This window comes from Ferrovum sp. PN-J185, assembly GCF_001581925.1.
In the GTDB taxonomy this organism is placed as follows: Bacteria; Pseudomonadota; Gammaproteobacteria; order Burkholderiales; family Ferrovaceae; genus PN-J185.
Genome location: NZ_LQZA01000003.1, coordinates 266177 through 282085, shown reverse-complemented (window position 1 = coordinate 282085; position 15909 = coordinate 266177). Strand labels below are relative to the sequence as shown.

The following is a 15909-nucleotide window of genomic DNA, read 5'->3' as shown; positions in this document are numbered from 1 at the left end:
CAATACACGTCCGGCCAATGGTTCCTTAATAATTACTTTTTATCTTTAACTTCTTCAAACTCGGCATCAACGACGTTTTCGTTGGCTTTTCCAGAATTAGAACCGGACTCTTGCGAGGCTGCCGAATCTGCTTGAGGATTTTCTGCTGCATACATTTTTTCAGCTAAGGTGTAGCTTGCTTGAGACAGCGCTTCACTTTTTGCTTTCATCGCTTCAACATCATCATTTTTCAAGGCATCTTGCGCTTCTTTTAAAGCTGTTTCAATCTTCGCTTTTTCGTCAGCTGATACTTTGTCGCCATGATCTTTTAATGATTTTTCAACGCTATGAATCAATGCTTCCAAGCTGTTTTTAGCGTTCACTTTTTCTAGGTTTTTGCGATCTTCTTCTGCATGATCTTCAGCATCTTTTACCATACGTTGAATTTCGCTTTCTGATAAACCAGAGCTTGCTTGAATAGTAATTTTATTTTCTTTGCCTGTGGCTTTATCTTTTGCGCTGACATGTAAAATACCATTAGCATCAATATCAAAAGTTACTTCAATTTGAGGCATTCCTCTTGGTGCTGCAGGAATGTCTGAGAGGTTGAATTGACCTAAGCTCTTATTGCCCGAGGCAACATCTCTTTCACCCTGTAAAACGTGAATGGTCACAGCAGACTGGTTGTCCTCTGCAGTAGAAAACACTTGGGATGCTTTAGTTGGGATAGTGGTATTTTTTTGAATGAGTTTAGTCATTACACCACCTAATGTTTCAATACCGAGTGAAAGCGGAGTGACGTCTAATAATAATACGTCTTTAACATCCCCTTGTAATACCCCACCTTGAATAGCCGCTCCGATAGCAACGGCCTCATCTGGGTTTACATCTTTTCTAGGATCACGGCCAAAGAACTCTTTAACACGCTCTTGTACTTTAGGCATACGTGATTGACCGCCAACTAAAATAACATCAGCGATATCATTAATGTTAACACCTGCATCTTTGATTGCTACTTCACAGGGTTTAATAGTGCGAGCAATCAAGTCTTCCACTAAACTCTCAAGTTTTGCACGAGTTAGTTTGACCACTAAATGCTTAGGTCCCGATGCATCAGCAGTAATGTAAGGTAAATTTACTTCTGTTTGATTGGAAGAGGAGAGTTCGATTTTCGCTTTTTCAGCAGCTTCTTTTAAGCGTTGTAGAGCTAACACATCTTTTTTCAAATCAATACCGTTCTCACGTTTGAATTCCTCAGCTAAAAACTCAATAACACGTAAGTCGAAATCTTCACCACCAAGGAACGTATCCCCATTGGTTGAAAGTACTTCAAACTGATGTTCTCCATCAATTTCTGCAATCTCAATAATAGAAATATCAAATGTACCGCCACCAAGGTCATAAACAGCAATTTTTCTATCACCCTCTTTTTTGTCTAGACCAAAAGCAAGAGCAGCTGCAGTGGGTTCGTTGATAATACGTTTTACTTCAAGACCTGCAATTCGTCCGGCATCTTTGGTTGCTTGACGTTGACTATCATTGAAGTAGGCTGGAACGGTAATCACTGCCTCTGTAACTGGTTCACCAAGGTAGTCTTCGGCTGTTTTTTTCATTTTCTGTAAAACAGCAGCAGAAATTTCAGGTGGTGCCATTTGTTTACCTTGTGCTTCAACCCAAGCATCACCATTTTTTGCTTTGATAATGCTATAAGGCACCATATCAATATCTTTTTGAACCATGTTTTCTTCAAACTTACGGCCAATAAGACGTTTTACAGCGAACAAAGTGTTTTTAGGATTGGTAATAGCTTGGCGTTTAGCAGGAGCGCCAACCAATACTTCACTACCTTCAAGATAAGCCACAATTGAAGGAGTGGTACGTGCACCCTCAGCGTTTTCAATTACTTTTGGTTTGCCATTTTCCATTACAGCAACACATGAATTGGTTGTACCTAAATCTATACCGATAATCTTGCCCATAATAATTAATCCTTAAAATATCTGTTAGTGTTTAAATAGGGATGTATTTCTAAAATTCAAGGGTGTTACGATGATTTTGCTTTAGATACGGTAACTAAAGCTGGTCGTAACACTCGCTCATGCAAAGCAAATCCTTTTTGCATAACTGATAACACAGTATTGGGAGCTACCTCGTCATTTTCTAGAGCAGCAATGGCTTGGTGGCGATTGGGATCAAACTTTTCATTAACTGGATTAATTTCTGTGAGATTGAATTTCTCAAAGGTGGTTTTTAATTGCCTTGCTGTGAGTTCAACCCCATTTCTGTAACTATCAAGACTTGCTTCTGTTACAGCTAAAGCAGCATCAAGGCTATCCATTACTGCAAGTAATTCTGATGCGAAGGATTCCAATGCAAACTTCTTGGCAGAAGCTAAATCTTGAGCAGCACGTTTGCGAATATTTTCTGATTCTGCCAATGCCCTGAGCCAGGCATCATTTTTTTCTTTTACTTGTTTTTCTGCTTCAGTCAGCGCCAGTTGTAGGGTATCTAACTCGCTGACGGTATCGGCACTGTGTGCTTCACTGTTTTCTGTACTGTTGTTGGATGAATCCAATTCATCATGTGGTTTTTGTTCCATACCAGTCTCCATCAAAGAATATACCCTAAGTGGAGACTATTTTTAGATTTTCAAGTATGGTTAGATAAAAAATTATCTTGCTGCACCTAAAGCCAATGCTCGCTGCTTAGATAACTCACCTTCACGCTGATCATCCTCTTGATTCCATTGAGGTTTTAGCCAACCTTGTAGGTGCGACAAGGTTATATCTGTTAACGCATTAATCCAAATGGGATCATCATTTAATGCGGGAATATAGTGATAATCACGCCCTCCAGCTTCCATAAAGGCTGCTTTGACTTCCATCCCTATCTCTTCAAGAGTTTCGAGACAATCTGACGGAAAACCAGGACAGACTACATGTATGTTGTTTATACCTTCTTTAGCTAGAGCGATAACTGAGGGTTCGGTATATGGCTTTATCCATTCCGCACGACCAAAAAGTGATTGGAATGTAACCATATATTGACTGGGTTGTAAACCTAACTTTTCAGCAAGTAGGCGTCCTGTTTTATGGCATTGGCAATGATATGGATCTCCCTTGTCAAGGGTATATCGAGGAACCCCATGAAAGCTCATGATGAGCTTTTCCGGGCGACCATGTTGTTGCCAAAAAGTATTGATGCGTGAGGCGAGGGCATTAATATAAGCAGGATGATCGTGATATTGACGAACTACTCTTACTCCAGGTGTATTGCGATAGCGTTTTAATGTGTCAAACAACGCATCCATAGAAGAGCCTGTGGTACTGGCTGCGTACTGAGGATAGAGTGGAACCATTAAAATATTTTCACAACCTTGTTCCTTCAATTCTTGGATACGCGATGGAATGCTTGGGCTTCCATAACGCATAGCATAGGTTACAACTAATGGCGAAGGGGTGCTTTCTTGCAATTGTTTAGCAAGTTGTAGAGCTTGTTTTTCAGTGTTAGCTTTTAGGGGAGATCCTTCAGCAGTCCAAATAGAGGCGTATTTTTTTGCTGATTTTTTAGGACGAACATTTAAAATAATACCATTTAGTATTAACCACCAAATTGGCCGCGGAATTTCTACTACTCTTGTGTCACTCAGAAACTGTTTTAAGTAACGTTTTAGTGATGGCGCATCAGGCGCATCTGGTGTACCAAGATTAACCAGTAGCACTCCGGTTTTAAGTGTTGAACCATGGTTGAACACTGGTTCAGGAAGATAATTAGCCATTGCAATCCTTATTCATTAATGTTGGGAAAGTGCGCTAGAAAGAAGTTTTGCCGTGATATCTACAATCGGGATAATACGTTCATAAGCCATACGTGTTGGTCCTACTACGCCAAGAGTTCCAACTACTTGGCCATCGACTTCGTAGGGTGCTGTCACCACGCTAAACTCATCTAGAGGTACAACGGAAGATTCTCCGCCAATAAAGATTTTTACTCCATCAGCACTCTCACTCATTTCTAATAGTTGTAACAATCCAGTTTTTTGTTCAAATACATCAAATAATTGGCGTAACTTACTCATGTTATGACTGACATCATTATGTTGAATAAGTTTTGTTTCGCCGCTCAATATGTAATCATTTTGTCTTTCCTTAAGCGCCGCACTACCTACTTCCAGTGCGGTGTTCATAAGGGATTGAATGTCACTGCTCAGAGTCTGTAGATCAGATCGTAAAGTATGTCTGATTTGATTAAAATCACTACCAGAATAATGTTCATTCAGGTAGTTTGCAGCTTGAGTTAAGTCACTTTGACTGTATTGCGTTTCCGTAAAAATAACTCGATTCTGCACATCACCTTCAAGGGTGACGAGAATGAGTAATAATCTTTTTTCGGAGAGTCTTAAAAATTCAAGATGTCTAAATCCCTCACTTCGTCTTTTAGGTGTTCTCACCACTCCGGCATAGGCGGTTAATTCTGATAGCATTTGCGAGGCCGCAGAAATTAGGCGTTGAGGGTCAGTAGGGCTCAAATGCTCTTCAAGTTGCGTGCGAGTGAGGGCTTCGATGGGTTTAATGGTCATAAGGCTATCAACAAAAAAACGATAACCGCGAGGTGTAGGAATCCGTCCCGCTGAAGTATGTGGGCTTGAGATAAACCCTAATTCCTCGAGATCCGCCATCACATTACGAATGGTTGCCGCTGATAAATCCATACCAGAGGTTTTGGATAAGGCGCGCGAGCCTATGGGCTGCCCATCTTCTATGTAGCGTTCAATTAAAGCTTTTAATAAAGCACGTGCACGATCGTTTAACATAACCATATTTTACCTAAATGTGGTTTAATTCCAAACATGAACTTTATTTTTAAAAAAATCGGTATTGTTGGTAAGTACAACAGCCATAATTTAGCCGCGCCGATGGGGCGTTTAATTCATTTTTTTGAAAAAAATGAATTATATTTTGTACTTGACCCCAAAAGTGCTGCTGCCGTTCCAGCTACCAGCGCCCAAATCGTACAAATTGAAGAAATGGGACAATATGTTGATGTGGTGGTGGTTTTGGGGGGCGATGGTACGCTGTTGTCGGCCGCACGCTCTTTATTAGGGCAAAAAGTACCTATGCTTGGTATTAATCTTGGTCAGCTTGGTTTTTTAACCGATATTCCATCGCAGCATTTAGAAGAAGAATTAATAAAAGTTCTTCATGGTCACTTTGTTGAAGAAAAGCGTTCTTTGTTAGAAACAGAGATTTGGCGTGACAACAAAATGATATCGCGACACTTTGCTTTAAATGACGTGGTCTTAACAAAAGGTGCTCAAGGCAGCATGATTGAGCTTGAGGTCTCAGTGGATGAGCGTTTTGTCTACAGTTTACGTGCCGACGGACTTATTGCTGCGACACCAACTGGATCCACAGCCTATGCGCTCTCAAGTGGTGGACCTATTATTCATCCTGAACTACAGGCTACAGTGTTGGTGCCAATTTGTCCTCATACACTCAGTAATCGTCCTATTGTATTGAGTGAACGCTCAAAAATTGAGGTAGTTTTACAAAAAGGAAAAGGATCATTTGCCAATTTTGATGTGCAAGACCATATGGCATTAGAGAGCGATGACCGATTAATCATTTCACATGCAAAAGAGCAAGTGACGCTGTTGCATCCCGTAACCCATGATTATTATGCTATGTTACGTGAAAAGTTACGCTGGGGGACAAAACTGTAACAATGCTAAGATCTTTATCAATTCGTAATTATGTCATTGTTGAGTCACTTGATTTGGAGTTTGATGCTGGTTTAACTGTGTTTACTGGAGAAACGGGAGCAGGCAAGTCCATATTAATTGATGCACTGTCATTAGCGCTTGGTGGACGTGCAGATGCCTCTGCTATTCGTCAAGGCGCTACTCGTTCTGAAATTGCTGCAACCTTTGATATTACTAGTAACCATCATTTAAATACTTTATTGCATGAGATGGGTTTATCAGCAGGTGAGGATGAACCTATTTGTTTATTAAGACGCTTAATTGATAATCAAGGTAAATCCCGTGCTTTTATTAATGGTTCCTCAGTTACCCTAGGACAATTAAAGGATGTGGCGCAGTATTTGATTAACATACATGGTCAACATGCTCATCAAACACTTCAGTTAAGTGCAACACAACGGCAATTACTCGATAGTTTTGCGGATAATTTTAAGTTAATTGAAAAAGTATCGAACTGTTATCGAGACTGGCAAGACAAATCAAAACAATTTGAAAATTGGCAACTACGTTCAGCCACTCTTGAGCAGGATAAGCAACGAATCATTGATGAAATTAAAGAATTAGAAAATGTTGTCATCGCACCCGATGAATGGGTTGAGTTTAATGAGCAGCATAGCCGTCTGACCTATGCCCTTCAAGTGTTAAATTTAAACCAACAAGTTATGGAAAGCTTGGGGGAGGGTGCTGACAGTGCGCTTGAGCGAATCGAAAAAGCGCTTTCGCTTTTACAGGAGATGCCCTATGAAGATGCTAAGCTGAAACCTTCCATTGAATTAATACACAGCTCGGCTATTCAACTTGATGAAGCATTAATAGGTATTCGACATTTTATTCATAGTATTGAATTAGACGATTCGCGCTTACAGGCTATGGATGAACAAATGGCTCAACTACTTCATTGTGCGAGACGTTTTCGTGTGGGCCCTGAAAACTTGTGGCAGCTATTACAAACGCGTATTCAGGAACTTAACTCGATTGAATTATTGAGTAGTGGAGAGGATCTGGAAAAACAACAGAAAAAAGCATTTGATGATTATCTACATGTGGCTGGTTTATTAACCGAAAAAAGACAAAAAGCAGCACAATTATTGTCCACAATTATAACTAATACCCTTAAGGATTTAGCCTTAGGTGATGGGCGGTTTACTATTGAAATCATGCGACTTGATGAGCCTACCATGCATGGTATGGATCAGGTAACTTTTAAAGTGTCTACTCATGAAAAACAACTACCACAAGACATTGCAAAAGTTGCTTCGGGTGGTGAATTATCTAGAATTAGCCTCGCAATACAAGCTGCCTTAAGTCAAACCGCTAACGTACCTACACTTATATTTGATGAAGTAGATACAGGAATTGGTGGACGTGTTGCTGAAATTGTCGGTCGCTTGTTAAAAGAGCTCGGTAAAACATTTCAAGTATTATGCGTCACACATTTGCCTCAAGTTGCGAGTTGTGGTCATCATCATTTTCAAGTGATGAAAAAAACCAATACCGATGAAGTGGTAAGTCGTGTGGAATACCTGACGCTGGATCAGCGCAAGAATGAAATTGCAAGAATGTTAGGTGGGATTGAAATAACCGCTACTACATTACAGCATGCTCAAGAAATGTTAGATATGGCGCGAGAATAGTCGCTGTGGGGATAGATTATCCAACAAAGTTTTCTCAATAGGTTGTGGTTCCCCAGTTATTAAACTTCTTATAATTCTGGCATTTAATACGCTCCATACAATTCCGCGAGAAGCATTACCCATAATACAATAAAGACCTTTTTGAGAGAGTTCGCCGACCACAGGTAGACGGTCTCGACTGACACTTCTATAAGCAATTCGGTCTAATACACTATTAAATGCAAGCGGATTTTTTCCTAGAATAGCTAACAGGCGCTGTTGGTTTTTTTCATGATTAGTGATTGTTGGATTGGGATCAAGCTCATGATCATAGGTGGCTCCTGATAGAACTTGATTGTTGGGTAATGTGATAATGTAACCATCCTTACATAGTACAGGGAGTGCGGCTGTTAAGTTAGGGTGGTTAAATAAAGACAATTGACCGCGATTGATTGTTAAACCAAGCATTTCAGTCACAGAGAGATTATTGGCTCCAAGACAAAGTACAAGAGAGTCAAATTCACCTATTTGTTCATTATTGGCATTAAAGACTAGCCATTTGTCATTTTGTTGTTTGATTTGCTGTATTTCAGTGTTCAAATGTAGTGTTAATCGTTGTGATGAGAGGTGTATTGCTCTCTCACACAATCGTTGAGGATTGATGAAGCCTGCTTGCGTAAAAAAAAGTCCTCCTAATGGGTGATCTATTTGAAAACGTGTTTTTATTTCTTCACCAGTCAGGTAGGTAACATAATCAGTTGGGAAGTGCCGTGTTTTAACGATATCTTGCTGTGTAATTTGTTCAGTATGGTCTTTAGCTAGATGGATAACACCGGGGTAGTGTGCTATGAGTTCACTTGAATGGTATTCAAGCTCTTTAATCAATTGTTTAGTTAAGAAAAAGCCGCGGCGTGTAATTCGTGACAAGATATTGTCATCTTTACTGACCACAGGCCTTAAAATACCTGCAGGATTACCAGAGGCGGCGTTGGCAATATGACTACCACGTTCAAATAGTGTGACATTAATTTGACTTTGAGTAAGTACATAAGTTAACAACGATCCAGCTATTCCACCTCCCACAACACCGACTTGTTTAACAGAAGATTGTTTAAGATAGCGTGAAATATGTGGAAAATAACGTTCCTGACGAATGGCTTGTTTGTCTTCTGGAATGCGATCAAATTGCCCTACCAAACGATGTTTTTTTTGCCCAAATCCTTTCTCGCGAGTTAAGTTAAAGCCCGCTTTGGTAAGTACTTCGCGAACACTTCCAGCCACGCACCAAGTTGCTAATGTGGTTTTAGCGTGACAGTGTTTGGCTAAGGTCATCAAGATATCTTCTTGCCACATATCTGGATTTTTTTTAGGAGAAAATCCATCTAGAAAAAGGGCGTCAATAGACATGGTAAGGTTATTCGTGGCACTTCTAATGTCATCAAAGATTAGGGTAAGGGTGATGGATTCTTTATTGAAACGAATTTCATGATATCCGGTAGTTAAAGATGGCCACTGATTAATAAGTTGCTTAGTTATATTTTCTGGAAAAACATACTCTTGAATAATGTGATTTAAATCAGATGAGCTAACAGGAAATTTCTCACAAGCTACATAATGCAAATGAGCTTGGTCGTTTGATCTATTTTCATACCAACATTGAGCTGTAGCAAGAAAATTAACACCAACGCCAAATCCTGTTTCAAAAATGGAAAATTGATTATTTTTAAGTGCAGCAAATCGCTCAGGTAAATGATTTCCTGAAACAAATACTGTATGCGCTTGTTCCCTAGCGCCCGATGAGGAATGATAAATATCATCAAATTCTAAGGAATACACTGTACCATTGATTTGTTGGATAGCAGCTTGTTTTACTTTGTTCATGTGTGAAAGTTTATCATTACTGTGCGGGAATACCTCTCGTTTGGGGAGATAGAACGTTAATTAAGCACTTTTATTTGCCCTTACTATTACTTATAACTAAATAAAAAAACAATTCTTTTATTTGAGTCAGTTATGTTTCTTCGATAATCTCACGGGAATCACAAACATCGTCAAGTGATTCGGGATAGAGTTGGATGGCTAGCCCGTATGGTTGAAGTAGATGTCGGTAATTATTGTGTAACCTTGATAGTATGATGTTACATATATATATTTTGGAAAAATAGAGAGCTATCGTTATACTTATTAAATACTTAATACTTATTCTTAATCCATGAGTCTTTTTTTAATTTTAATTAGTTTATTTACCGAAAAGTATCGTCCCCACTATTTACAGGATTATACGTTTTCTTATTTTACAAAATACTTGGTTTATTTGGATGAGTTGTTGAATTCAGGTGAGCGTCATCATGGAGTAGTAGCATGGTTGGTAGCCACATTACCGATACTTATTATCTATAATCTTTTCGATTATCTTTTAACCTACATTAACCTTCATATAATGTGGTTGATAGATTTATTGGTTTTACTCTCAGTGATACGTTTTCGTAGTATTTTAAAAAAATTGATTAGTGCGGGAGAACAAATACGCACTAAAGTGAAGGAAAGCAGTGAATTGGATGAGGATAGCTTATCCCCTCAAGAGCTTCGTACCCAACAGGTTGCAAGTTCCATCGAGCACGCTATCAATGAGGCACACACTTATTTATTCTCTATTTTATTTTGGTATGGGGTGCTACCGGGTGTAAATGGCGTATTACTGTACATTACTGCTTTATATATTAATAATCATTGGGGTCAGGATAGGCAAACTGATTTTGGTTATTTCTCTAGAAGAATGTTTTACTATTTGAATTGGCCTGTGTATTACCTAACAGCCCTGACATTTGCAATAGTGGGTAACTTTGAAGATGCTTTGTTTTGTTGGCGTACCCAGGGTGTTAAAGAAGGAGAATCAGCTACCTCGCAAATTTATTTTGCGAGTGCCGCAGGTGCGTTAGGTATTCGTTTGGGTGACCCTAATTCGGCTCAACGTCTTATCAATGGACTAGATTTGGGGTTGGGGGAGTTGCCTGATTTAGATCATCTTAAAAGTACTGAAGGACTTATTTGGCGGGCACTTGTAGTGTGGATTATCGTTTATGCGTTAATGACTTTAGCAGCTCATGTTTAACGTTGATTTGCTTGTTGCAGTTCAATAAGTAACTCCAGTCGTCGTTGTTTCATGGGATCATTTGCTGCGCATTCTTTGAATTTACACTGCGGTTCATTACGATGCTGGCAGTTGTGAAAACGACATTGTCCAATGAGCGGGCTGAACTCTCTAAATAGATTCTCAAGTCCAGCATTGCTAATGTGGTTGAGTCCAAACTCTTGAACACCAGGCGAATCAATGATGAAAGTATCGGAATTTACCTTGTAGCGTCTAGTAAATGTGGTGGTATGTTTACCAGAGTCTAGAGCAGCTGAGATATCATTAGTTCTTGCTGGTTGATGAGGTATTAACTGATTAATAATTGTCGATTTACCCATCCCTGACTGCCCAACAAGAAGGCTTGTTTTTTTATCTAAGACAGTTAATAGGGCGTTGATGTTTTGATTTTTAGCACTAATGTCAATGACTTGGTAATTAAGAGTTGTGTAGTAATTAATAATCTGACGGTCGCGATCGCTTAAGGGTAAATCTATTTTATTATGGACAATGACTGTATCGCATTGATTGGACTCGCCGGCAACTAAAATTCTTGCTAATAACGCATCACTAAAGGTGGGTTCGTTGGCAATAACTGCAACCACTTGATCGATATTAGCAGCCAGTGTTTTTTGTCGATTATGATCAGAACGATAAAAGAGATTTTTATAAGGAATTTTATCGATAATTACCGCTTCATTATTTAATGTTGTTTCTATTAATACTCGGTCATTACAAGTTATGTCTTGCTTTTTGCCACGACGAGTAGCAATAAGAATATCACCTTGATTGTTTTCAACCTCATAGTGACGACCAAAACTAGCCGTCACTGTAGCTTCAATTGCTCTCATGCTGGGTGACGGGCTAAACGGTCGAGATGAGCAATACGTATGGCTGCTGGTGGATGTGAATCGTATATGGCTGAGTGAAGTGGGTCAGGTGTTAGTGTCGCTGCGTTTTCTTTATACAGTTTAACTAATGCGCTAATAAGAGAATCGGCTTTTGCATATCTACTGGCATAGGCATCCGCCTCAAACTCATGTTTTCTGGAAAAGAGGCTCATGAGTGGTTGAAGTGGAAAACCTATTATTGGGATAACCAGCATAAATAAAGTAAGCGCCATGGCATTACTTGGTATTTGATGCCCTAAACCAACGTAAAACCAGTTAGAAGTATAAAACCAGCCCAGTAGTGCTAAGAAAGCCAAACTAAGTATGAAAATACTAATTAAACGATAAATAACATGTCGTAGACGATAGTGACCTAACTCATGGGCCAACACGGCAAGGATTTCATCGGTATCAAGACTTTCTAATAATGTATCAAAAAACACCACTCTCTTGGCTTTACCAAAGCCGGTGAAATAGGCATTGCCATGACTAGAACGCTTCGAGCCATCCATAACAAATAAACCACTTGCATTAAAACCGCATGTTTTTATGAGCTGTTCTACTTTCTTTCTTAATTCACCCTCAGGTAAAGGGGAAAAACGGTTAAACAATGGAGCAATCCAGGTAGGATAAATAGCCAACAACAGTGTATTAAATAACATCCAAGCACACCAAGCGTAAAGCCACCAATAACTCCCCAGAGATGCCATCATCCACAACGCTGCTAAGATAATTGGGATACCTAGTACCATTCCCAAAAGTGTATTTTTAAATAAATCGATTACATACATTTGAGGGGTCATACGGTTAAAGCCAAATCGTTGTTCAATGATAAAAGTACTATAAAGGGTGAGAGGTAGATCAATAATTGCCCCCATTAGGCTGACCCCGCCAATCAGTAACATACCGCTGAGTAGAGGAGATTGGAAATGGTTAATGAGCCAATTATTCCACAATGAAAGTAGACCTTCTTCAATTAAACAATAAAGCCAAATTGACTCAATAACTGTACTAATCATAGTCATCTTAACTTTTGCTACAGTATAGTTAGCGGCTTTTTGGTGTTGTTCAAGTGATATGGAGGCACTAAATGCATTAGGAACCTTATTCTGATGGATCCATACATGATTTAACTGACGACGACTCAACCATAATTTTGTGAGGGTCACTAATAGTAAAAGTACTAAAAATAAAGTATTAAAATTCACTGCTATTCCTTCTATAAACCTGTTAACCTTTGAACGTTCATTATTTATTTAAAGTTTATTATGGCACAAGATAAGAATCATCTCATTTGGATTGACATGGAAATGACTGGATTAAATCCCGTCACTGACAAAATAATTGAAATCGCATTAATTATTACTGATAGTGAGCTCAATCAGGTTGCTACCGCTCCCGTAATGGTTATCCACCAATCTGATGAAATACTTGATGGAATGGATGCATGGAATAAAGGTACCCATGGACGTTCTGGTCTGATTGATAAAGTGAAAGCCTCTCTCATAGATGAAGCCACAGCAGAGCAACAGTTACTTGAGTTTGTGAGTCAGTATGTTCCTGCTAATGAATCACCAATGTGTGGTAACACTATTTGTCAGGACCGTCGTTTTTTAGCTAAGTACCTACCAAAGTTGGAACAATACTTTCATTATCGAAATCTGGACGTGAGTACGCTAAAAGAGTTGGCTAAACGGTGGCGTCCCCAGCTTTATAATGGTTTTAAAAAAGCTGGGAAACATGAAGCTCTTGCAGATATTGAAGAGTCAATTGCTGAACTTCGTTATTACCGAGAAAACTTTTTGCGTATGAATTAACGAAAGGCATCCTCTAGGGTACGCATAAATTGGTCTTTTGGTACAAATCCGGCCATTCTTAGGTTAATGAGTTCTACGCCGTTTTTGTTGTAGAGAATCATTCCAGGCGGACCAAATAAACCGAATCGGGCCAATATGGCGCGATCTTCAGTACTATTTTTTGTGACATCAGCGCGAAGAAGAGTAGCTGTTTCTAGTTTATTCTTGACCTCTTTTTCGGAGAAAACAGAGTTTTCCATTTCAATGCAAGAGGTACACCAGTCTGCATAGAAGTCTAAAAAGACGGGTTTATGGGCTACTCTTGCTTGATTTAGCGCTTTATCCAGTTCTGCAACGGAGTGAATTGCTTGGAAATGAGGTCCTTCTGTTTTGAATAAACCAATCCATAATGGTTTAACCATCCACACGGCCACAGCAATGAGTAATACACCAAAGAAACGTTTCACCCAGTTCATCCATTGACCAGCTCGAGGAAGAAATGCTCCTGCTGAGGTCCCGATTAACACTAAGGGTGCCCCCATACCTAACGACATGACAAACAAAGCACTCCCTCCAATTAGCCAATTTTTAGTTTGAGCAATATAGATGAGCCCTCCTGCCAGAGGTGCCGCGACACATGGTCCTACAACTAAAGCGGAAATCAACCCCATAATGGCCACTGCAAGGTATTTTCCTCCAGGAAGACGATTGGACTGATGATTTAGTTTTGTTTGCCAACTGGCTGGTATTTGAAGTTGATACACATCAAACATTGATAATGCCAATAAGATAAATATTATTGCTATTGCAATCTCTACAGGGGGTGTTTGTAAGCTATTAGAGACAAGGGTGCCGGTTAAGCCTGCAATGACCCCTGCTATGGCATAGGTAACAGACATACCAAGTACATAAGTGATAGATAACCAAAATGCTCTTAATTTTGTGATATCGCTTCCTTGCCCCGCAATAATTCCAGACAGTATGGGTACCATTGGAAAAACGCAAGGGGTAAGGGACAGTAACAAGCCAAAAGCAAAGAAACTCAGTAGCATCCAAGTGAATGAAGCACTTCCTAAGAAAGCAGCAAAGTCATTAGGATTAGTTGAGTCGCTATTGAGTTCGCTTGGATGAAATTGATTGGGTGAGTCAAGGGGAACGAGAATGTTAGGTGCTGCTGCCATCGTGAAATGACGTACAGTTGGCGGATAGCAAATACCATGGAGTGCACAGCCTTGATAGGCTATACCAAGTTCCGAGGTTGTGGCGTTGTGAATGGTTAGTTTTGCTGTAAAGGGTTGAAAGTAAACCCAAACATGGCCATAAACAGGGTCTTCTTTTTGAGTGGCTTGAGGTAATTCAAGTGTACCTAGGGGTTGTTGATGGTTATCAACAATATGAATTTTGTCTCGATAAATGTAATACCCTGGTGCTGGAGTAAAGGTAAGCAGAAAAGTATCGTTATCGGTTCTATTAACTTGTATCTTGAAAGCTTGTTCTGGTAATAAAAATGTTTTTGTAGGGGGTAGGTAATTATTGCTGGTGTTTTGGTTACTATTATCCAGGAAGTTGTTAGCCCAAACAGGGAGAACAATCGTTAACAAAGTAACCAACCATAATTTGCGTAACATAAATTTCTACCTAAAGACTTTATTAATTTATCATTTTACTCTGACAAGCGTTTTAATGCCCAGTTCACGTGTTCTCTGACAATGTTTGATGGATAATCCAAGCGCTTTTTTAATGCATTAATGTCTTTTTCACGGCCTAGCCCATTACCGAGTGCCACAGCTACATTTCTTAACCAACGGATAATACCGATACGTCTAATTGCGCTGCCCTCAAAGCGACGTTCAAATTGTTGTTCATTTAACAAAAAGAGATCTGCAAGGTCTGTTCCAGATTGAAAGCGAGATAAAAATGTACTTTCTTTAGTATAACGAGTAAACCGATTCCACGGACAAACTAGTTGGCAATCATCGCAGCCATATATTCGGTTCCCAAAACGAGGTCTTAATTCTTCAGGAATACTGCCACTGTGCTCAATAGTTAAGTATGAAATACAGCGTCTAGCATCCAGTACATAAGGCGCTACGATGGCTTTGGTTGGGCACACATCAATACATGCGCTACATTGGCCGCAATGCTCTGTGGTGATAGGATCAACATCAAGGGGTAGATCGGTAAAAATTTCACCGAGGAAAAACCAAGACCCAGCCTCTCGGTTAAGTAGTAACGTATTTTTACCACGCCAACCTAAACCAGCTTGTCTCGCTATTTCTACTTCCATAACAGGGGCGCTATCGGTAAATACTCGATAGTTGTAGGGACCAACTAATTGTTGTAAGTTTTCTGCTAAGACTTTTAGTTTTTGACGAAGTGTTTTGTGATAGTCTCTGCCCCTAGCATAATATGAGATATAGCCGTCAGTTTTTGTATTTAATTGAGCCTCAATGTTATTAATCGGTTCTGTGAGGTAGGGGTGAAAGAGTGAAATGACACTCAATGTTCCTGGGTGAAGCTGTGGAGGCGATTCTCTTAAATGAGTATGTCTTTCTAAAAAGCTCATATCACCGTGATAGCCTTTTTTTACCCACTCTTTCAGTTGAAGATTTGCAGATGTTAATTGTGGACGACTGACTCGTACCCCCTCAAAACCCAATTGCTGAGCTAGAATAACAAGTTCTCTTTTTATTAATTGTGTATCCATCATATTTGTTTAAGTGTTATTGAGGACTATTTT

At 39.5% G+C, this 15909-nt stretch carries 13 protein-coding genes; 4 read left to right on the top strand and 9 right to left on the bottom strand.

Annotated features, from left to right (window positions below; translation table 11 throughout):
- Positions 1-32: 32 nt before the first annotated feature.
- The 4 genes from dnaK to hrcA form a co-directional block, all read right to left on the bottom strand.
- Positions 33-1958 (bottom strand): molecular chaperone DnaK, encoded by a 1926-nt coding sequence (dnaK, locus tag FV185_RS07540; protein ID WP_067495844.1) that lies wholly within the window; start codon positions 1956-1958, stop codon positions 33-35.
- A 65-nt stretch (positions 1959-2023) separates the two neighbouring features.
- A complete protein-coding gene (gene grpE / locus FV185_RS07535; RefSeq protein ID WP_082787088.1) occupies positions 2024-2578 on the bottom strand; it encodes a nucleotide exchange factor GrpE in 555 nt (184 codons plus the stop codon).
- 72 nt (positions 2579-2650) lie between these two features.
- A complete protein-coding gene (gene hemH / locus FV185_RS07530) occupies positions 2651-3757 on the bottom strand; it encodes a ferrochelatase (RefSeq protein ID WP_067495838.1) in 1107 nt (368 codons plus the stop codon).
- A gap of 15 nt (positions 3758-3772) precedes the next feature.
- On the bottom strand, positions 3773-4792 hold the full coding sequence (gene hrcA, locus FV185_RS07525) for a heat-inducible transcriptional repressor HrcA (RefSeq protein ID WP_067495997.1): 1020 nt from the start codon (positions 4790-4792) through the stop codon (positions 3773-3775).
- Positions 4793-4828: 36 nt separating this feature from the next.
- Between hrcA and FV185_RS07520 the strand changes: the two genes are divergently transcribed.
- Together FV185_RS07520 and recN are read left to right on the top strand one after the other, a co-directional pair.
- Positions 4829-5701 (top strand): NAD(+) kinase, encoded by an 873-nt coding sequence (locus FV185_RS07520; protein WP_067495836.1) that lies wholly within the window; start codon positions 4829-4831, stop codon positions 5699-5701.
- 2 nt (positions 5702-5703) lie between these two features.
- Positions 5704-7374 carry a DNA repair protein RecN gene (recN, locus tag FV185_RS07515; protein WP_067495835.1) on the top strand — a complete coding sequence of 557 codons (1671 nt, stop codon included), beginning with the start codon at positions 5704-5706 and terminating at the stop codon, positions 7372-7374.
- On the opposite strand, the gene mnmC is transcribed toward recN, so the two are convergent.
- A complete protein-coding gene (gene mnmC / locus FV185_RS07510; protein WP_067495831.1) occupies positions 7354-9234 on the bottom strand; it encodes an FAD-dependent 5-carboxymethylaminomethyl-2-thiouridine(34) oxidoreductase MnmC in 1881 nt (626 codons plus the stop codon). The genes recN and mnmC overlap by 21 nt on opposite strands.
- 331 nt (positions 9235-9565) lie before the next feature.
- Here mnmC and FV185_RS07505 point away from each other — a divergent pair, with 331 nt between their 5' ends.
- Positions 9566-10465, top strand: coding sequence for a cobalamin biosynthesis protein (locus FV185_RS07505; RefSeq protein WP_067495826.1), 900 nt, complete (start codon positions 9566-9568; stop codon positions 10463-10465).
- Here FV185_RS07505 and rsgA read toward each other — a convergent pair.
- Together rsgA and FV185_RS07495 are read right to left on the bottom strand one after the other, a co-directional pair.
- Positions 10462-11334 (bottom strand): ribosome small subunit-dependent GTPase A, encoded by an 873-nt coding sequence (gene rsgA, locus FV185_RS07500; RefSeq protein ID WP_067495823.1) that lies wholly within the window; start codon positions 11332-11334, stop codon positions 10462-10464. The two genes, FV185_RS07505 and rsgA, sit on opposite strands and share 4 nt — an antisense overlap.
- Positions 11331-12581, bottom strand: a complete 1251-nt coding sequence (locus FV185_RS07495) for a M48 family metallopeptidase (protein WP_082787080.1) — start codon at positions 12579-12581, stop codon at positions 11331-11333. The genes rsgA and FV185_RS07495 overlap by 4 nt, the downstream gene beginning before the upstream one ends.
- 60 nt (positions 12582-12641) lie before the next feature.
- Between FV185_RS07495 and orn the strand changes: the two genes are divergently transcribed.
- A complete protein-coding gene (orn, locus tag FV185_RS07490; RefSeq protein WP_067495817.1) occupies positions 12642-13190 on the top strand; it encodes an oligoribonuclease in 549 nt (182 codons plus the stop codon).
- Here the strand turns inward: orn and dsbD are convergent.
- Together dsbD and queG are read right to left on the bottom strand one after the other, a co-directional pair.
- Complete coding sequence (gene dsbD / locus FV185_RS07485) at positions 13187-14797, bottom strand: protein-disulfide reductase DsbD (protein ID WP_067495814.1); 1611 nt, start codon at positions 14795-14797, stop codon at positions 13187-13189. The genes orn and dsbD overlap by 4 nt on opposite strands.
- Positions 14798-14832: 35 nt before the next feature.
- Positions 14833-15879 carry a tRNA epoxyqueuosine(34) reductase QueG gene (gene queG, locus FV185_RS07480; protein ID WP_197457824.1) on the bottom strand — a complete coding sequence of 349 codons (1047 nt, stop codon included), beginning with the start codon at positions 15877-15879 and terminating at the stop codon, positions 14833-14835.
- Between the last annotated feature and the right edge of the window lie 30 nt (positions 15880-15909).